Origin of the sequence: Lentisphaera marina (genome assembly GCF_028745505.1) — a bacterium.
Classification (GTDB): Bacteria; Verrucomicrobiota; Lentisphaeria; order Lentisphaerales; family Lentisphaeraceae; genus Lentisphaera; species Lentisphaera marina.
The window spans coordinates 43,151-62,663 of the sequence record NZ_JAQZZL010000002.1 but is presented as its reverse complement, the minus strand read 5'-3'; the positions used below and the strand labels follow the sequence as shown (position 1 = coordinate 62,663).

The following is a 19,513-nucleotide window of genomic DNA, read 5'->3' as shown; positions in this document are numbered from 1 at the left end:
CGTCAAATGGGGCTTACATAGGCTCTGCGAAGAGCGCAAAACATGATCCCCTTTGTTTTTAGCAAATAAAAGAACACCTGAATCACTAGAAAAGAGGATAGATTTTACCAGATTATTTAATACTTAAGTGACTTATAACAAATACTTTAAACTTACACGACCACCATCTTAACACTAGGTTAACATAAGTTTAATTGGTCTTAAACCAATCGACTTTTGATAAAGTTTTCAAATCCAGTAAACTGTGAGCATCATAAACAAAAACTAACTAATACAAAATACAGGAACGAATATGAAACTCCTTAAAAAAACAATCGCTTTCACAGCGGCTGCTATCACAATGGCGACTGCCACTGCTTCAACTGTTGACAAGAACCTTAAAGAATATCAGCCGGTTAGCTCACTCTCCGGCAAAATCAACTCAGTTGGTTCTGACACACTTAACAATATGATGGCTCTCTGGAGCGAAAGCTTCCAGCGCAAATACCCAAACGTAAAATTTGAAGTTGAAGGCAAAGGTTCTTCTACTGCACCTCCAGCATTGACTCAAGGTCTTTCTCAGCTCGCTCCCATGAGCCGCGCTATGAAGTCTTCTGAAATGGATGCCTTCGAAAAGAAATATGGCTACAAGCCAGTTGCAGTTGGTGCCGCTATCGACGCACTCGCAGTTTTCGTTCACAAAGACAACCCCATCAAAGGCTTAAACTTCAAGCAAATTGACGGTCTTTTCTCTTCTACTTATAAGTTCGGTGGTTCTAACATCACAACTTGGGGCCAGCTTGGTCTTGACGGTAACTGGGGAAACACGCCAGTCTCAATGTACGGCCGTAACTCTGCTTCCGGTACTTACGGTTTCTTCAAGAAAACAGCTCTCAAAAAAGGCGACTACAAAGCTACAGTTAAAGAGATGCCTGGTTCAAGCTCTGTTGTTAGCTCTATCGCTAAAGAACTCAGCGGTATTGGTTACTCTGGTATCGGTTACAAAACTTCAGAAGTACGTGTTCTTCCCCTCGCTAAAGAAGGAAGTAAATACTACGATGCCACACTTGACAACTGTCTCTCTGGCAAGTATCCTCTCGCCCGCACTCTATTCATCTACGTTAACAAAAAGCCCGGTCAGAAACTGGATAAAATCACTCTCGAATTCCTAAAGTTCGTACTTTCAAAAGAAGGTCAGGAAATCGTAGCTAAAGATGGTTACTATCCTTTGCCTGCTAAAGCTGCTGAGCAATTCCTTAAGCAGCTCCAGTAAGCACCTGACAAACTGAATTAACGGGAGATGAGCACCTTCGGGTTCTCATCTCTTGTTGCAAAAAGAAGGTAAAGAAAAAGAACATGTCCGATTTGATGCGCTCATCAAAAAAGACCCTACTCATTGACAAGTTCATGAACGGGGCAATTAAATTCTGCGGCATAGGTATTATTGCCGCCGTTATGTGCCTATTACTATATATTGTCTACGAAGTCTATCCTCTAAGTAAAAGTGCTAAAGTCACAGCAGTTAAAACACTTAAACTCGATACTCCGAACATTCTCTCTTTCGCCATCGACGAATGGTCTTCAGCTCCGGCAGTTATCAACGCCGAAGAACTTACTTTCCTCAAACTCAAAGACGACTCAGTCTCCGGTTCACATAAATTAAAAGATTTCCTAAGTCTTTCGGAAGGCGAAACCGTTACTGCGGCAACCTACAATCAATCAAAACAACAGTTTATTGTCGGAACCAGTAAAGGTAACTTTTACATTATCGCGCTCAACTTCTCCCGTGAAGAACAAAACGGCGAATGGGTTGCTACTCCCTCTCCCGAGGCACTCGGCCCCTTCGATTTTGGTATTGAAGGCAAAATCACACAAATCTCCTACGGCGCTCAAGAAGAGCAAAAACTTTGTTCCGCACTCATAGAAAAAGACGGTAAAAACTCAACACATATCGCATACCTCTCTCAGAGCATGGACCTATTCGGAAATGCGGGCGATCTTGAAATCGAAGACTCTTACCAACTTGACTACCCCGGTACAATGAGTCGTCTTCTCGTATCTAACCAGGCAGACCGTGTTGCTATCACTAACACAAAGGGTGACCTAATCATTTTCACCTGCAATGGCGGTGATCCTGAGCTCGTTCAAACTAAAAGCCTTGGAGAAAGCGAAAATAAACTCGTGGCGCCTATACTTGGTGATCAATCACTCATCACAATTGATGCCAAAGGTACAGTTGCGGGTCTCACCTATTACAAGGAAAACCCAAAAACTCCTCTCCTCTTTCATCAAACTAAGCACGAACTGGAATCAATGCCTATGGGAGAAGACTTCTCCTACAGCGGCAGTGTTCGTAACAAAAGCTTCCTAATAAGCTCCAACAAAACCCTAAGACTCTACAACTTCACCACAGAGCACAAACGTTGGGAACACACTCTTGAAAACAATATTAAAAGCAGTTTCATCTCACAAAAATACGACAACATTTTCGTTATAGATGATCAGTCAGTTCTTCACCAGTTCGATCTGAATGACCCCCACCCGGAAGCAAGCTGGAAGACCTTCTTCGGTAAAATACATTATGAAGGCGCACCTGAAGCGGAGTACAAATGGGAATCAACAGGCGGTACTGACGAAGCTGAAATGAAACTTTCTATGATGCCCTTAGTTTACGGTTCATTAAAAGCTACTTTCTACGCCATGCTTTTTGCTATGCCTTTGGCACTCCTTGCCGCTCTTTATACTTCGCAATTCCTCCACCCCGACCTAAAAAAGATCGTCAAACCTGCCATGGAAATCATGGCCTCATTACCTTCAGTAATTATCGGTTTCTTTGGCGCTATCTGGTTAGCTCCTCGTTTGGAGGACACTTTCCCTTCAGTCATCATGTGCATAATAACCATACCACTTGTCACACTACTTTTTGCTAAATTTCAATCGAGCCTAGCACATGGCCATAGTTTTAAATCGCGTCCCGGACACGAATTCTTCTGGCTTGCTCCCATCATGGTTATAGGTGCCATCCTGGGATGGAAAATGGGGCCGGGTCTTGAGAACATCCTCTTTGACGGTAGCTTCAAAAGCTGGTGGCACCACAGCGCCAATATGAAATATGAATCTAAAAATGCTATTGTCGTTGGTTTCTCCATGGGCTTTGCAGTTATTCCAATCATTTTCACAATTGCTGAAGACGCTCTCTCCAATGTCCCCAAAAACCTCACTTCAGGCTCACTCGCCTTGGGTGCGAGTCGCTGGCAAACAGCCACTAAGGTTGTTCTCCCCACAGCCTCTGCTGGTATCTTCTCAGCTTGTATGATCGGTCTAGGTCGTGCGGTTGGCGAAACGATGATTGTTCTCTTTTGCTGCGGTGGTACGCCCATAATGGAAGCCAATCCCTTCAACGGTATGCGTACTCTAGCAGTTAACCTAGCAACAGAAATGCCGGAAGCACCAAAAGACGGAACCCTTTTCAGAGCACTCTTTATGGGCGCCCTACTTCTCTTCCTTATGACTTTCATTATTAACACAGTAGCGGAAATCATGCGTCAGCGCCTCCGTGACAAGTACAAGGTTTAATCTAAATGAATAAACAAACTACTGTAGGCGAAAGCCGCGTATGGATAACCGCCTTGGGTCTTGCCCTAGGTTTGGCCATGACTATCATTATCCTTGGTCTAATCACCTTCTACGGCATGCGGGTTTTCTGGCCCAAAAACGTTGTAACCGTATCCGTTCCCCAGGAACTCGCCATCCAGGACACTGGTGGTAAATCGAGCAATCGTTACCTTGGTATCGAAATGAAACGCGTCGAGAAAAAAGTCCCCGGAAAAAGTGAAGAAAAAGCGCCTGTTTCTGTTCAATTCTACACGGCAAACCGCCATGCTTACGGAGGTTCCTTTGTTTTCGTTCTTGAAGAACAACTAACAATTGAAAACGAGCTCAACAAAAATGTTATGCTTATCGAGCGTGAAACAGACTCCCGCGCCATGGTTCTACCTGTAAAGCTGATCATTGACGACAAAGAATACCTCCCTGAATCACCTGAGTTCAACTCAGCTCTTGAGAAAGCCCTCGATTACGTTAATGATAAACGTGATCAAGGTCGCGATATTCAAGACGAACTACACGATCTTGATATTGAACTTAAAGACTACCAACTTGATCTTTTCGTTAAAAAACGCGATGGCCTTGACACCAGCCTCGAGGAAAAAGAAATTGCCCGTATTCAAAAGCTGGCAGATGAGTACTCTGCGGCAAAAAATAAATTACTTGAAGAACAAAATAAAGATACACTGGTGGTAAAAATCAGTGAGTCTGGCATGAGCTACGACTTAAGTGTTGGTAATATCATTCGCTACAACTTCCCTAACCGTCTAAGCACTGGTGGAAAATTTGCTCTCTTTTGTGACAATATCTGGGAATACGTTAGTTCATGGCCACGTGAGGCCAACACTGAAGGTGGTATCTTTCCCGCTATCATCGGTACATTGGTCATGACACTGATTATGTGTATTCCCGTTACTTTCTTCGGTGTTATTGCGGCAATTTACTTACACGAATACGCCAAAGACAACCTTCTCACTCGCGCAGTTCGCATTGCCATAAATAACCTCGCTGGTGTTCCCTCTATCGTTTTCGGTGCCTTCGGCTTAGGTTTCCTGATCTATACTGTTGGCGTGGGAATTGATGACTTTTTCTTCTCTGACTGGAAAGCCGCCACCAACGAACCCGTTTTCGGTACAGGTGGTCTTATTTGGGCCTCACTTACACTAGCACTCATGACCTTGCCAGTTGTTATTGTATCCACAGAAGAAGCTCTAGCTTCGGTTCCAAACGGACTTCGTGAAGGAGCTATGGGCTGTGGTGCGACTAAGTGGCAAAGTATTTGGACTATTATCCTGCCTTCCTCTATGCCGGGAATTATTACTGGTATGATCTTAGCCATGGCTCGTGGTGCTGGTGAGGTTGCCCCACTCATGCTTGTGGGTGTAATTAAAGTGGTTCACGCCCTACCGATTGATATGACGGCACCCTTTATCCATCTTGATCAAAAATTCATGCACTTGGGCTTCCACATCTACGACTTGGGTTTCCAGTCACCTGACTCAGAAGCAGCTAAACCCATGGTTTACGCTACTACCCTTTTCCTTATCCTCACGGTTACCTCACTTAACCTCGCAGGTATCATTATTCGTCAGCGTCTCCGTAAAAAGTACGCAACTGGCGCTTTCTAAAAGTTATAAGTTTTTAAAATCACAGGTACAAATATGAGTAACGATAAACTGATTCAGATCAAAAACTTCGACTTCCTCTACGGAACGAATCAAGTTCTCTTTGACGTCAACATGGATATTCCCGAAAAGCAAGTTGTTGCATACATCGGTCCTTCTGGTTGTGGTAAATCCACACTTCTTCGTAACATGAACCGTATGAATGACCTTGTTGAAGGCATTTCTCACCGCGGCGATATCACTATAAGTGACAAGAGTATTTATAGTAAAGATACTGACGTCATTGGCCTTCGTCGTCGTGTCGGTATGGTTTTCCAGCACTCCAATCCCTTCCCCAAATCAATTTACGAAAACGTCGTTTACGGTCTGCGTATTGCCGGTCGCAATAATAAAGCTGAACTTGACGAGATTGTTGAGCGCAGTTTGAAATCTGCGGCTCTTTGGGAAGAAGTTAAAGACCGTCTCGACAAAAATGCCCTAGGTCTATCTGGTGGTCAAAAACAGCGTCTTTGTATTGCTCGTACGATTGCCTGCCAACCTGAAATCATCTTGATGGATGAACCCTGTTCAGCACTCGACCCCCTAGCCACTACAAAAATCGAGGAACTCATCCACGAACTTAAAAAAGATTTTACTATCGTTATCGTAACTCACAACATGCACCAAGCCGCCCGTGTTTCCGATAAAACGGCATTCTTCTACATGGGTAAGCTCATTGAATTCGATCAAACTGAAAATATTTTCTCTAATCCCAGCAATAAGCAAACCGAAGACTACATCAGTGGTCGTTTCGGATAATTACTAAGGAGTCATTTTATGAAAACTCATATGGAACGCGAAGTTACCATCCTCAAAAATCGCCTCTTAGAGCTTGCGGGTGATGTCAATTCTAGCTTAAACATGACTTATAAAGCCCTTGTGGATCAAGATAAGGGTTTAGCTAATCAAGTTATTAAACACGATGATGCTATCGACGAAGAAGAAATCAACATTGAAGAGGATTGCCTTAAAATTTTAGCACTCTATCAACCAGTCGCCTCTGATTTACGTGAAGTCATTAGTATCCTTAAAATAAACAATGACCTCGAACGCATTGGTGATCTATCAGTCAATATCTGTCGCTACCTCAAAAAAATCATAAAGGCAGGCCCTGTAGAAGTACCAGAACTCTTCAATGAAATGTTCCCCAAGGTTCTTCACATGATGAACCTTACTATTGACTGCTGTTACAATGATAATATCGCAACTGTCATCGAAGTCTGTAACCTCGACCTCGAAGTTGATAAGCTCAATAAAGAACTCATCACACAGCTTACTGATCGCATCAGTAAAAACGATGGTAACTTAACTCAGCTCATGTTCTTTTTTTCAATGACAAGAACCTTAGAACGTACCGCGGATTACTTCACAAATATCTGTGAGGATATATATTATAAAGTGTCGGGCTCAATTGTACGTCACAACCCTGACTTAATGGTAGTGGACGAAGAGGAAGATTAATTTTGGGGTCCAAATCCATACTTGTTGTAGATGACGAAAAAGACATTCGTGAACTCCTTCAATTTACTCTAGGTAAAGAAGGTTACGATGTGATCTGCACAGGCAACGGCAATGATGCCATTAGTATGGTGGAAAAGCATGCACCCAATCTCGTCATTCTTGATGGTATGCTACCTGGAATGGATGGTAATGACATTTGTTATAAACTCAAAAATGACAAAAGTACAATGCACATCCCCGTTATCATGTTATCGGCTCGAAGCGATGAAACCGACCAAATTATTGGCCTGCGCTTAGGTGCCGATGACTACATTCCTAAACCCTTTAGTCCGAAAATTTTAATTGCTAAAGTCAGTGCCATCTTACGTCGATCTGAAAAAATTCGTCAAGATGATAATCAAGATGAGATCATTAGTCATTCGGGCATCATTATGAACCGTGCCGATTTCTCCGCCACTCTCAATGATGAGACCATGCAACTGACGACGGTAGAATATAACCTCCTCTATTTTCTCTGTCGCAAACCCGGCCGTGTCTACACACGCGAGCGCATTCTCGAAGAGATACGGGGCGATGATGTGATTATCACGGGGCGTACGGTGGATGTTCACATCCTTGCCTTACGTCGTAAACTCGGTGATCAAGCAGAACTTATCGAAACAATTCGTGGCGTCGGTTATAGAATCAAAGCCTAATGTTTAATAAAAGCACTGTATTGACTTGGAGCACTTGGCGCCTTGCATTTATAAGCTTCAGCCTCTTGTTTATTTTCTTTTATGCTTTTTACTTAAGAGAAAATAAAAAAGAAATCAACTATGTTGATCCCATGCTGAACCATGCGGCAAAGTTAGTTCTCAATAGTCAAATCAGCGAATCCCCTCTGTCGAGTGACGAAATCATTAGCACACTCGCCAAAGAACATGATGCCTTTGTTTATGTTGTTAATAATCATGGGCTCATGCTTCATTCCAGTATCCCTTCCATACACCAATTCTCGGATATTAACACTTTAGATAAACTTACCTTAAATCCAGATACCTTTGTATACACCAATACCGATTATAGCACTGGCAAACACTTTATTCGTTGCTACTTACCTTACCTCAGCCCCGAACTCCCGACTGAACCAACTTTCTTAATTATTGATAAGGCTCTGCAATTAGATAACCCTTACCTAAAATCCCTAGTACCTGCGCTTTGGAAAGCACTTATCATAAGCTCAATTATTCTCATTTTTTATGTGTGGATTATTGCTGCCCCCATTGCCGTTCAGGTACAGGCTATCCAAGATGGTTTCATTGATGAAAATGGCGATTCCCACCCCAATTACACTGGTATTGTGGAGTTGATGAAAATCCGACAAACCCAAGATTCCTTTTTACGTCACGCGAAAGAAAATCATGAACAATTAAACACCGAGATCCAACACTGGGAAGGGTTTTTCAATACTATTCCTGCAGGTCTCATTCTCGTCGATCACGAAAATAGCATCATCAATGCTAATGAGCGCAGCTTCAAGCTCTTTCACGTTAAAGCCCTCTCAAAACCCAAAGGCGCTTTTTTGATGGCGGCCTACAAAAATTCTGACTTGAGTCGTCTCTCAAATGATTTCATCAAATCCGAAGATGAATTCTCTGAAACGGAAATCCAGGTCATTCGCCAAGGCGAAGAACTCAATCTAAATGTGAAACTCGTGCGAATTTCGCTCAATCAACATGAGGAAGAGAATGGCCTAATCATTGTTATCAATGATATAACGAGAATTCGCCAACTCGAAAAACTTCGAAAAGATTTTGTCTCGAATGTTTCCCACGAACTAAAAACGCCTATCACCGTAACACTCGGCTTCTTAGAAGCCTTTGAAGAAAGCTTAGATGACCCCGACCAAGCGCGTTATTTCTTTAATATCATTCAAAGAAACACCCATCGCCTCAATAACATCATCCAAGATCTCCTAACCTTATCACGCTTGGAAACTCAAGAGAAAATCAAACGCTTTGGCTATGAGAAAAAAGATATTTTAAATACCCTCAATAACACCATTGACTTGGTCTCCGAAGAAATTAAAGAGCGCAATGTGGATTTAGAAACCGATATCTTTGCTCATGAAGTAAAGCTAAATCACGGTCTTATTGAACTCGCCATACGCAATCTATTGGAAAATGCGATTCGTTATTGTGATCCCGAGAATGCCAAAGTTAAGCTTACGATGACTCGCAAGGACAAAGAGCTGAGAATTAAAGTTTCTGATAATGGGCCGGGCATACCAAATCAATTTCATGAACGCATTTTCCAGCGCTTCTTTCGCATTGATGAATCACGTGATCGCAATACCGGTGGTTCGGGTCTAGGCTTATCTATTGTGAAGCATATTATCCAATTGCACCAAGGCTCAATTGTCGTTGATTCCACTCTTGGCCAAGGCACTTCCTTTACCTTAGTCATCCCTAAGTAAGTTACGTAATTTCCAGATCGTCTCTTTACAGAATACGCAAAATTATTCAAAATTCATCCGCTAAATACAGCGCTTATAAAAACCTGATCCAAAAGAATTTCGTAATTATATTTTTGTTAAAGCCTGATCAAAGTCGGCGATAATATCATCAATATTTTCAATCCCTACTGAAACGCGGACGAAATCAGGCTTGATACCAATTGTTAATAGATTCTCTTCACTCAATTGCTGATGAGTCGTCGAAGCCGGATGTATTACTAAAGTGCGCGAGTCTCCCACATTAGCCAAATGATAGGCCATCTCTACTGAATCAATAAAAGTTTTTGCCGCCTCTATGCCTCCTTTTATACCGAAGCCAAAGACAGAACCAAAATGACCTTTTGAGAAATATTTTTTTGCTTGCTGATGGGAAGGGTGATTATCCAAGCCAGTGAAGTTAACCCAACTCACTTTCTCGTGATTTACTAAATACTCAGCCAATTTAATAGCATTCTCGGCATGCCTTTCCAATCTCAAAGGCAAAGTCTCCAAGCCCTGAATGAGCTGAAAAGAATTATAGGGACTGGGGCACATGCCTATATTGCGCATCCCTTCTACACGCGCCTTTATAATGTAAGCCACATTTCCCATACCTGGCACATCACCAAGAGCTTCCCAATACACTAGACCATGATAGCTTTTGTCTGGCGTAGTAAAGTCCATATACCTACCCTGTCCCCAATTAAAATTGCCACTATCGATAATCAGCCCCCCAATGCTGGTGCCATGACCGCCGATCCACTTCGTACAGGAATACACAGAAATATCAACACCGTATTCAAAAGGCTTAAAAAAGACTGGAGCAAAAGTATTATCCACCATAAAGGCTATGCCACTTTGATGTGCGCATTCCGCAATTTTCTCAAAATCAATCACATCACCCTGAGGATTGCCAATGGATTCGGCAAAGACAAGCTTGGTGTTTTCTTTAATCGAAGCCTGAATATTCTCTGGACTTAAATCTTCTAAAAAAGTCACTTCAATTCCAAACTTCTTGAATGTATGGCGGAAAAGCGTTTCAGTACCTCCATATAGAGAGGCAGATGAGATTATATGATCACCTGCAGAGGCTAAAGTTGTCACCGCGAGGAAAATAGCCGACATACCACTCGCACAGGCCAAAGCAGCCGTTCCTCCTTCTATATCCGCCATTCTCTTTTCGAACACATCCGTTGTAGGATTCATGAGGCGAGTATAAATATTGCCGAACTCACTCAAAGAAAATAAATTCGCTGCATGCTCGCTAGAATTAAAGGCATAACTCGAAGTCTGATAAATAGGTACGGTTACTGCATTTGTACTTGGGTCGAATTTAAAAGAACTATGGAGAGCTTTACTTTGGTCTTGCATCTAATTATCCTCATTAATTTTAAACTTCAAACTCTACTTCCCGGAGAAAAAGCTTGCAAATTAAAGGGAAATGTTTCGCTATATAATTCAAAAAATGTGCTACACAAATCCAAGTACAAATTTAAGCACTAAAAAAGGTCAAAACCGAAGTTTTGACCTTAGTAGTGGAAGAGGGACTTGAACCCACGACAGGCGGATTATGATTCCGCTGCTCTACCAACTGAGCTATTCCACCATGAGTTTTAAGAGTGGCGAGGTTGACGAGACTTGAACTCGCAACCTCTGGCGTGACAGGCCAGCGCTCTAACCAATTGAGCTACAACCCCACTCGAAAAAAGTTGCTATATGAAATGCTTGAAGTGGCGAGGTTGACGAGACTTGAACTCGCAACCTCTGGCGTGACAGGCCAGCGCTCTAACCAATTGAGCTACAACCCCGCTTCAAACATTTCGTTTAGCGTGCTTAGAGAATACACAAACTTTGTTCATATGCAAACGTCTTCACAGAAAAAATTAAAAGATTTTTTTTGAGTAGACTTATCGAGCCCAACGCGGGTCTAAAACAAGGGTACTTTCTCCTTGAAGCAAAGTCAGATATTGGAAGAACTTATGAATTTCATGGGTCAATTTTGGCTGATGAATTTTCATATTGAGCATCAGTTCCGTGAGCCATTCAGAATTCAATGATTTTTTCATCATTGGCTCATAACTCACGAATTCATCCTCTTTTTCTTGGGGGCGAAAGCTCTCCATAAGCATTTCTTCAAAAGTTAATTGCTTGGGGAAAGTTTCTAAACTATAGCGTTTGAGCCCTGCTTGCTTCTTAGCTTCATTAATTGCCTCACGCAAACCGCCAATCTTATCCACGAGGCCAAGCTCTTTGGCTTGTAGCCCCGTGTAAACACGTCCACCTGCCATAGCTTCCAGGTCACCCGTGAGTTTACTTTTACGTCCTTGATTAATACGATCCTTAAACACCGCATAAACGTGATTCATGGATTCGGTAATTTTATTTCTCTGCTCTTCGTTAAAAAAGCTTGTGGAGCTATTGATATCGCTATATTTACCAATCTTGAACTCGTGAGTGCTAATACCGATCTTGTCGAGCATTTTTGACATCACTAGCTTCCCACCTAAAACACCTATTGAACCTGTGATCGTTGCGGACTCCGCAAATATTGGCTCACCAAAGACCGCCGAGTAATAACCGCCACTAGCGGCAACATTGCCCATGGAGACCACGAATGTTTTTCCCGTTTTCTTAAATTCTTCAGTTGCCTGACAAATCATCTCACTCGCCAGAGCCGAACCCCCAGGAGAGTTAATGCGCAAGACCATCGCTTTCACTTGATCATTTTGCGAAGCTCGCATAATATAACGACGCAATTGTTCACCCATACGAGCATCAATAGTGCCATCTAAATTCACGAGCGCCAAAATATCGTTATTAGATTTCTTTTTGGGCGCACTCAATTTTTGAAAAAAAGATAGAGCATCCATCATATTATTAATTTTTGGTGGCTCAAAACTTTTTGGCATACCATAATTTAATTTAAAATCAGCTTTAGCATGAGTGCCTTTTAAGCGCTTCACGAATTCATTGTGATACTCGAGCTTATCTACCAACTTGTGCTCGAGTGCTTGCTGACTCAAAAATAAACCCTCGTCAATTAACGCATGGTATGCCGCTTGATCTTTTCGTCCGCCCTTGGCGCATTCTTTGGTGACTTCAAGAAAAAGCCCTTCGCCTAAATCTTTTTGTTGCTTTGCGGCCTCCGCACTAGGAGCCGTTAAATAAAAGGGTTCGCCTGCACTCTTGTAATCACCTATGTGAATAATATCCGCTTCTAGTCCCAACTTATCGAGCAAGCCTTTGAAGTAGAGCTGTTGCATGGCCAAGCCGCGAAAACTGACATCTCCCTCAGGGAATAAACTTATTTTTGTGCTTTGTGCTAGAGGCAAAGTCGATTCATCTAAGTTAAAGGCATAGAGGTAAACTTCTTTACCCGCTTTTTTAATCTCGTGAATACGGCGTAATAATTCTTGCTTTTGTGCCATGCCCAAACGCATGCCCTCGGAGTAAAGCACCACGGCTTTCACTTCCTCCTTACTGACACAATAATTTAAGCAAGAAAGGATCTGCATAAAATTGAGCGGACGAACTTTCTCGGGGTCGAGGATTTCATTGATCCCCGGCTCTGGCAAAGTCTCACCCATCACATGACCTAGGCGGTAAACTGCAATTAAATCTTTGGAAAAAGCCGGAACGCAGAAGAACAATAGCGCTAATAAAAATCTCATAATACACCTCAAAATTATAGTCTAAATTCAAATGAAAATAATACTAATAAGAGGGAATTACAAGGTTCAGGCCACTGCACATGAAGCAGAGCGTTTACTAATCCAAAGAAAAGCCTTGGTCCACATTCCCATAGCGATGATAATCAATACTCAAGGACTGAGAATGGAAATAATTCACTAACTCCAGACGCCCTTCCGAATAAACGGGCATGGGCTGCAAATGAATGAATTTCTCGGCAGCTTCATCCTGACAAATTTTTGGAAGCTGATGAATAACACGAATGCGACCCATATCACCTACTTGGAATAGCTGACTTAAATTGCCTTCTTCTAATAAACACAGTTCAAAAGCAAATGTTTTTTGCAGTTCGCTTAATTCCAAACTCTCCATGCTTGCGGATGTCGCAAAAACTACGACTTGCTTGACTCGCGCCACTCGCAGCGCAGTCAAAATCTGGCAAAGCTCAAGGCGAGTATCATTTTCTTGGACGATAAAATGAAGTCGCTCGAGGGGGCGGTAACGCAATATATTCGCCTGCCCAAGGAGCTCTTGATAATCGTGAGGCTGACTAAACTCATCTTCATAAGCTCGTTCATATGATTTTATTGAATGTAAGCATATGCACCAATCATCTCTACTTAGATATTTCTCCAAGCCTGACCTCAGTTCAGGCTGAAGGACTGAGTCAGCAGCCGACGAAGGGCTTATTGTTTCGCTAATCCGGCAAAACTGCAGGAGGTAATTTGGCCCACCCGCTTTGAGACCTCTACCAAAAGCGGAATTCTTATAGCCCCCAAACGCTTGGCGTTGCACCATGGCACCAGTTATACCACGACAAACATAGGCATTGCCCACTTCAATTTTGGCTAAAAATAATTTCTGCTCCCTTTCATCAAGACTATGAATACCCCCTGTTAATCCATAAGTGCTGCTGTTCAAAAGCTCAATAGCATCTTCCAGTTTATCGTAAGACATGATTGATAAAATGGGACCAAAAAATTCTGTCCTAAAGCTCTCGGAATTGGCTTGGATCCCCAGCTTTATCCCCGGAGACATTAAATGGGGATTTTGAGGATCTATATGAGGTTCAAGCAACCAAGTTTCGCCTTTTTCCAAATGAGTCATCGCACGAAGTAATTTGCCTCGAGGCTCTTTGATAAGAGGCGTTATAAAGGATTGAAAATTCCGAGCTAAGCCCACAAACCGTGACTGAGCCGCATCTTTCAAAGTCTCAAGAAATTTTTCGTCTCGATAAAGAGATTCATGCACAAGTACCACGGAACAGGCCGAACATTTTTGCCCAGCATAAGCAAAAGCCGAATCAACTAAGTGTTTTATCGCTAGATCACGATCACTCAATTCAGTGATGATCATCGCATTTTTACCCCCAGTCTCCGCCATCAAATTCAGCGTGGGGCGCATTTTCATAAAGGTCTGCGCCGTCTCAGTCGCTCCCGTAAGCACGAGCCCATTTAAACGATCATCTTTCACTAGAGCTGAGCCCACAGGCTCATCCTCGCAAGTTAGGAACTGCAATTCTTTAGTACTAAAGCCTGCCTGATGAAAAATTTTCACTAATTCATAAGCCACAAAAACGCTCTCGGGGGCGGGCTTATAAATACAAGTATTGCCAGTGACTAGTGCTGCCGCAATTCCTCCAGTAGAAATCGCCAAGGGAAAATTCCAGGGCGAACAAACTAAAACCGTTCCTAAACCACTCCAAGATAAGTTCTTCAATTTTTGCCAAGTAAGCATTGAGCGTGCGTAGTATTCACAAAAATCTATGGCTTCAGATACTTCTGCATCCGCTTCCCTTGCACTTTTGCCCACTTCGCACATCATCAATGCCGTGAATTTAAAACGATTTTCGCGGAGCTTTTGAGCCACCAGTAATAATCTCTCAGATCTTTGTAGCCAATCATCATTATTGATACGCTGGTACTCTGTTACCGCAGTCTGTAAACACATTTCGACCTGCTGCAAATCTGCTAAGCTATATTGATAGAAGGCTTGTCCTGTGTCTGGCATAAGCCCCAATTGCTTCCTTGCTCCGAAAACTTCCTCACCCCCAATGATGAGGGGCAAGCTTTTCAAGCTAGTTTTAGAATTTAGCTCGCTCTCTAAATCTGCATAGGCCTTTTCCAAGTGCTCCACATTTTCACGCAAGATAAAGTCGCTATTCATCTCATTGACAAATGAATCTTGTACGGAGCTTTTTTTAAGTTCGGGAATCTGATTTCTTCGCGAAGTAGATGAAATCAGATCAAGTTTGTTGAGGCCCTGAAGAAAATATTGGCCTTGTTGCTCAAAAGAGGCCTCATCTTCGTGGAGTTTAAAGGAGTGTCGCAGAAAATTTTCCTCAGCACTTTGTTCATCCAAACGTCGAATGAGGTAGGCAATCGCATTATTGAATTCAGTTTCACGCGCAACGGGACAATAAAGCACCGTTTTCCGACTCAATTGTTGAATGATCTGGTGAATATGTGGCGCCATCCCTTCTAGCATTTCAAATTCACAGTACTGCTCTACGGCATTTTCATGCATTAATAAAAAAGCATAAGCAAGTTCAAATAGGTTATGTGAGGCAATACCGATATTTAAAGCCACTGCATTTTCCTTTTTTAAGGCGAACTCAAGCATTTTTTTGTAATGCGCATCTACTGATAGCTTGTCCTCAAAAGGAGCCGCCACACTACTGCCGTGCGAGGCCTCCAATTTTTCCATTGCCAAATTCGCTCCTTTGACGATACGCAATTTTAAGGGCACCCCACCCCCTTCAATGCGCTGCTTGGCAAAGGCAATTAAATCTAGCAGCAAATCATAGGAATCTGGTAAATAAGCCTGAAGGACTATCCCTGCTCGTAAAGACCAAAATTCCTCTTCATTTAAAACTGTTTTAAAGACTTCGCAGGTCATATCTACATCGCGATATTCCTCCATATCCAAATTTATAAAACAGGCTGACCCATTTAGGACGTATTTTTGTGCAGCTCGATAAAGTCGCCGCAAACGCTCGGCTAGAATCTCTAAACTCTGCTCTCTTGAGAGGGTATTGATTTGCGAATACAGAGTCGATATTTTTATCGACATATAATTAATTTTTTGTGCTTTTAAATCCGCTAGATAAGTTTGCATACGCCTTTCTGCTTCTTGCTCACCTAAGATCGCTTCTCCAAGGCGATTGACATTGCTTTTCACCCCCTGCTTTGCCCTTGAGTTTAGATGTCCATAAAGACGCTGATCTTCTCCTGGAAAAATAACTTTTGCGGTCTTTTTGCGGAGGATATTTTTTATGAGAGGAATGAGCCTTACTTGAATAAATAAAGGGCTCAAACGAAAGATATTGATTTGAAATTGAGTCCATAAATCTAAAAATTTCGGCGTCCCATATTTAGCTAATAAATAACTTATTTGCTGGGCAATTCGCAGCGCATTCTCGCTGCGAAAACATTGATCATGCATGGCCGTACTAAAAGACTTCCCTGCTTGATCATCAAACATTTTTGCCAACTCCGTATCGCGCTGCTTTTCATCGGCTTTTTGAACTTGATGAGCCGCTCTGAGGATGAGTTTAGCTAAATGAATGGCTTCGTGACCACGCTCTAAAGTATTTAATTGGCGCTTAGCTTCTAAGGCCCGCAAAAACTCGCGGATTTCTTTAATGACTTGAGACATTTTTTCACCCGATGAATTCAAAACTCTTAGTTAATAAATACCCTAAAGCTAGGAAAGGGAATCCTAAGGCCACACAATAATTTTCTCTTTAAGCAGAACTTGATGTATATTAAAGACAACGGCAGGAGTTCAATTCTTATGAAAAAACAAAGAATTCTTATGTGTCCTCCAGATTATTTTGGAGTGGATTACGAAATAAATCCTTGGATGAAAGGGCAAATCGGCTTGGTTAACAAAGGCCTAGCTCGTCAGCAATGGGACAGGCTATATGAGCAACTCGCTGAACAACTGGATATTCATTGCCTCGCTCCCCAAGAAAATATGCCCGATTTAGTTTTTACCGCTAATGGTGGCTTGAGCCTTGGCACTAAAGTCCTGCTCTCCCGCTTTCGCATGCAGGAACGCCAAGTCGAAGAAAAGATTTTTCAAGAGACATTTTGCCAGCTCAATTATGAAGTCATTGACTATGGTTCCGCATGCAGTTTTGAAGGAGAAGGTGATGCCTTATTCCAAGCTAATGAGCGCCTCTTGTGGACCGGTTATGGCGTGCGCTCCGGTCTAGAAGTTCAAAAGTCTATCCTCCAAGACCTAGAAGTCGACGTCGTTCCACTGCGATTAATCGACCCCCGATTCTATCATCTGGACACCTGTTTTGCTCCGCTCGAGGGAGGTGAAGTCATCTACTTTCCTAATGCTTTCGATTCATACTCTATAAATGAAATTGAACGCCGTATCCCTCCCAAAAAACGTATTTTGGTGAGTGAAGAGGATGCCTGTCAATTCAGCTGTAACCTCTTCAATGTGAACAGACTTATTTTCACCAATGCCATGAGTCTGACTCTGCAAAAAGATCTCGAGGCTAGAGGCTACCAAATCAAGCTATGCCCAGTAAGTGAATTCATGAAAGCGGGTGGCGGTGTAAAATGCCTCACCATGAAACTCGAGCAAGAAAGCATTGTGCGAGCTCCGCAAAAAGAAAGTTTATCATCTCCCATCCGCAGCGAGACACTAAAATTCTCTGGGCATTTACTCGATTCGGGGCAACTGGCGGATAGCTTAAATTTTATCGAACTCAATGGGCTCAGCTTCAACTTATCCAACTTTACTCCGGCCCTACGTCAGGATCAAAAATCTCATGCCGAGCTCAAACTCTGCTCCCCCGATTCCACACGTCTAGAAAATACCCGGAAAGCTTTGATTGATCGCGGTTGGGAATGCACCGAAGATCGAGAGGAAGCCATGTTTTTCCCTGCACCCAAAGATGGCGTCGCACCAGAAGGTTTTTACACCACCAGTATTTACCCCACGCAAGTCTATATAAATTCTAAAAATCTACACCTGCAAAATCGCCGTATGGATGGAGTCATAGTCTTTAATCCAGCTCAGCAAAGTATTACTTGCAAGATTATCCGTGATCTTGATCAAGGCGATTTGGTTTTAATTGGTGAAAAGGGACTCCAGGTTGAGTCGCCTCAACAAAGCGATGATGCCGAGGCTTTTAGCTTTATGAGCAGTTCAGTTTCTAGCGAGCGCCGTGCCGAAGGTCAAATCAAAGAAATTGCTCAAGAGATCAGGAAAATCAAAACCGCAGGCGGAAAAATAGCCGTGGTTGCAGGTCCCGTCGTCGTCCACACGGGGGCAGCTAATTACCTTGAAAAAATGATCCGTGCTGATTTCATCGACGTTTTGTTAAGTGGTAATGCCCTCGCGGTTCACGATATTGAATATCAATTATTCGAGACTTCCCTCGGTGTTGATCTACAAAGAGGTTCTCCAGTTGCAGGAGGCCACCAACATCATTTACGAGCCATCAATCGAGTCCGTTTAGCTGGCTCTATTGAAGCAGCTGTCCATCAAGGTCTCATAAAAGCAGGGATCATGCACGCCTGTGTGCAACACGGGGTCAATTATGTCTTGGCAGGATCCATCCGCGATGATGGCCCACTTCCCGATACAATTATGGATTTGCTCGTCGCTCAAGAACGTTACTCCGAAGCCATCAAAGATTGTCAGATGATTCTGATGCTCTCCTCCATGCTGCATTCCATCGGCGTCGGCAATATGACTCCCTCTGGAGTGCAACTCATTTGTGTAGATATTAACCCCGCGGTGGTCAGTAAACTGTGCGATCGTGGCAGTCTTGAAGCACGGGGAATTGTCACCGATGTTGGCCTTTTTTTGCAGTTCCTCAGTTCTGAATTAAATATTTAAACCATTCATTTCTAGCAGTTTTTGTCGCCAGTTTTTTAACTTGAAAGCTCAACTTTTCCCCTTATACTCAAGCCATCTCAAACAAAAGGAATTATTATGAGCACAGACCAAGAAAAATTGTCTGCTATGATTGGCCGTCAAATTTTTGATAATCTCAAGGGCCAAGGCCTTGCAGATGAACTCGATTTCAAAGCACTCGGAGCTAGCCTCCTCGAAGCTTCTGAAGGTAAAGAAAGCCCTTTCACTGCGGCTGACGAACAAGCTATTTTCGGTGCACTCCAAGAGCGCATGCAAGCTAAACAAGCTGAGCAATCTAAAGAACTCGCTGCTGCGGGCCAAGAATTTCTTGCTGAAAACGCTAAAAAAGATGGCATCATCACAACTGCAAGTGGTCTTCAGTACCGCGTTGTTAAAAGTGGCGAAGGGAAAACTCCTTCAGCTTCATGCACAGTGGAAACTCACTACGAAGGTCGCCTTACAAATGGTGAAGTTTTCGATAGCTCATACCAACGTGGCGAAACCGTTTCATTCCCAGTGAATGGCGTTATCCAAGGCTGGCAGGAAGCTCTTCAGCTCATGAAAGCTGGTGACAAATGGGAACTTTTCATCCCTTACGAACTCGCATACGGTACAGCTGGTAGCCCGCCTAAAATCGGTCCTTGCGAAACTTTAGTTTTTGACATCGAGCTTATTGCTGTAAAGTAATCTCCGTCACATAACTACTAAGAGCGTCGTTCCTTGAACGACGCTCTTTTTTTTGCTCCACTTCCCT

At 42.8% G+C, this 19,513-nt stretch carries 12 protein-coding genes and 3 tRNA genes; 9 read left to right on the top strand and 6 right to left on the bottom strand.

The annotated features are described in order from the left end of the window. The first annotated feature begins 292 nt into the window (after positions 1 to 292). The 7 genes from PQO01_RS11235 to PQO01_RS11205 all read left to right on the top strand — a co-directional run bounded on the left by PQO01_RS11235 (position 293) and on the right by PQO01_RS11205 (position 9,165). Positions 293 to 1,252: a PstS family phosphate ABC transporter substrate-binding protein gene (locus tag PQO01_RS11235; RefSeq protein ID WP_274314121.1), complete on the top strand. Its 960-nt coding sequence runs from the start codon at positions 293 to 295 to the stop codon at positions 1,250 to 1,252. Positions 1,253 to 1,335: 83 nt separating this feature from the next. Beyond that, on the top strand, positions 1,336 to 3,555 hold the full coding sequence (locus tag PQO01_RS11230) for an ABC transporter permease subunit (protein WP_274314120.1): 2,220 nt from the start codon (positions 1,336 to 1,338) through the stop codon (positions 3,553 to 3,555). A gap of 5 nt (positions 3,556 to 3,560) precedes the next feature. Then, positions 3,561 to 5,213: a phosphate ABC transporter permease PstA gene (gene pstA, locus PQO01_RS11225; protein WP_274314119.1), complete on the top strand. Its 1,653-nt coding sequence runs from the start codon at positions 3,561 to 3,563 to the stop codon at positions 5,211 to 5,213. A 33-nt stretch (positions 5,214 to 5,246) separates the two neighbouring features. Then, entirely contained in the window at positions 5,247 to 6,008 is a 762-nt protein-coding gene (gene pstB / locus PQO01_RS11220; protein WP_274314118.1) for a phosphate ABC transporter ATP-binding protein PstB, read from the top strand. A gap of 18 nt (positions 6,009 to 6,026) precedes the next feature. Then, positions 6,027 to 6,710: a phosphate signaling complex protein PhoU gene (gene phoU / locus PQO01_RS11215; RefSeq protein WP_274314117.1), complete on the top strand. Its 684-nt coding sequence runs from the start codon at positions 6,027 to 6,029 to the stop codon at positions 6,708 to 6,710. A 2-nt stretch (positions 6,711 to 6,712) separates the two neighbouring features. Then, positions 6,713 to 7,405 (top strand): response regulator, encoded by a 693-nt coding sequence (locus PQO01_RS11210; RefSeq protein ID WP_274314116.1) that lies wholly within the window; start codon positions 6,713 to 6,715, stop codon positions 7,403 to 7,405. Beyond that, complete coding sequence (locus PQO01_RS11205; RefSeq protein ID WP_274314115.1) at positions 7,405 to 9,165, top strand: PAS domain-containing sensor histidine kinase; 1,761 nt, start codon at positions 7,405 to 7,407, stop codon at positions 9,163 to 9,165. The genes PQO01_RS11210 and PQO01_RS11205 overlap by 1 nt, the downstream gene beginning before the upstream one ends. Positions 9,166 to 9,270: 105 nt before the next feature. Here the strand turns inward: PQO01_RS11205 and PQO01_RS11200 are convergent, their stop codons facing one another. The 6 genes from PQO01_RS11200 to PQO01_RS11175 form a co-directional block, all read right to left on the bottom strand. Then, positions 9,271 to 10,554, bottom strand: a complete 1,284-nt coding sequence (locus PQO01_RS11200) for an O-acetylhomoserine aminocarboxypropyltransferase/cysteine synthase family protein (protein WP_274314114.1) — start codon at positions 10,552 to 10,554, stop codon at positions 9,271 to 9,273. Positions 10,555 to 10,716: 162 nt separating this feature from the next. Further along, positions 10,717 to 10,789: transfer RNA gene (locus tag PQO01_RS11195), tRNA-Met, on the bottom strand. A 14-nt stretch (positions 10,790 to 10,803) separates the two neighbouring features. Continuing rightward, positions 10,804 to 10,880, bottom strand: a tRNA-Asp gene (locus tag PQO01_RS11190). 34 nt (positions 10,881 to 10,914) lie between these two features. After that, positions 10,915 to 10,991, bottom strand: a tRNA-Asp gene (locus PQO01_RS11185). Positions 10,992 to 11,090: 99 nt separating this feature from the next. Further along, the gene (sppA, locus tag PQO01_RS11180) at positions 11,091 to 12,854 is read right to left on the bottom strand and encodes a signal peptide peptidase SppA (RefSeq protein WP_274314113.1); all 1,764 of its coding nucleotides are present in this window, start codon (positions 12,852 to 12,854) and stop codon (positions 11,091 to 11,093) included. A 97-nt stretch (positions 12,855 to 12,951) separates the two neighbouring features. Then, positions 12,952 to 16,530, bottom strand: coding sequence for a proline dehydrogenase family protein (locus PQO01_RS11175; protein WP_274314112.1), 3,579 nt, complete (start codon positions 16,528 to 16,530; stop codon positions 12,952 to 12,954). Positions 16,531 to 16,668: 138 nt separating this feature from the next. On the opposite strand from PQO01_RS11175, the gene PQO01_RS11170 reads away from it, so the two are divergent. Together PQO01_RS11170 and PQO01_RS11165 are read left to right on the top strand one after the other, a co-directional pair. Further along, positions 16,669 to 18,741, top strand: coding sequence for an ornithine cyclodeaminase, nickel-pincer nucleotide-dependent (locus PQO01_RS11170; RefSeq protein WP_274314111.1), 2,073 nt, complete (start codon positions 16,669 to 16,671; stop codon positions 18,739 to 18,741). Positions 18,742 to 18,837: 96 nt separating this feature from the next. Continuing rightward, a complete protein-coding gene (locus PQO01_RS11165; RefSeq protein WP_274314110.1) occupies positions 18,838 to 19,446 on the top strand; it encodes a BamJ family beta-barrel-assembly machinery protein in 609 nt (202 codons plus the stop codon). The last annotated feature ends 67 nt before the right edge of the window (positions 19,447 to 19,513 follow it).

Excerpts from the sequence above, each read along its gene's own strand:
- PQO01_RS11200 (WP_274314114.1), bottom strand. The coding sequence starts at position 10,554 with ATGCAAGACCAAAGTAAAGCTCTCCATAGTTCTTTTAAATTCGACCCA.
- pstA (WP_274314119.1), top strand. The coding sequence starts at position 3,561 with ATGAATAAACAAACTACTGTAGGCGAAAGCCGCGTATGGATAACCGCC.
- PQO01_RS11205 (WP_274314115.1), top strand. The coding sequence starts at position 7,405 with ATGTTTAATAAAAGCACTGTATTGACTTGGAGCACTTGGCGCCTTGCA.
- phoU (WP_274314117.1), top strand. The coding sequence starts at position 6,027 with ATGAAAACTCATATGGAACGCGAAGTTACCATCCTCAAAAATCGCCTC.
- pstB (WP_274314118.1), top strand. The coding sequence starts at position 5,247 with ATGAGTAACGATAAACTGATTCAGATCAAAAACTTCGACTTCCTCTAC.
- PQO01_RS11170 (WP_274314111.1), top strand. The coding sequence starts at position 16,669 with ATGAAAAAACAAAGAATTCTTATGTGTCCTCCAGATTATTTTGGAGTG.
- PQO01_RS11230 (WP_274314120.1), top strand. The coding sequence starts at position 1,336 with ATGTCCGATTTGATGCGCTCATCAAAAAAGACCCTACTCATTGACAAG.
- sppA (WP_274314113.1), bottom strand. The coding sequence starts at position 12,854 with ATGAGATTTTTATTAGCGCTATTGTTCTTCTGCGTTCCGGCTTTTTCC.
- PQO01_RS11235 (WP_274314121.1), top strand. The coding sequence starts at position 293 with ATGAAACTCCTTAAAAAAACAATCGCTTTCACAGCGGCTGCTATCACA.
- PQO01_RS11165 (WP_274314110.1), top strand. The coding sequence starts at position 18,838 with ATGAGCACAGACCAAGAAAAATTGTCTGCTATGATTGGCCGTCAAATT.
- PQO01_RS11175 (WP_274314112.1), bottom strand. The coding sequence starts at position 16,530 with ATGTCTCAAGTCATTAAAGAAATCCGCGAGTTTTTGCGGGCCTTAGAA.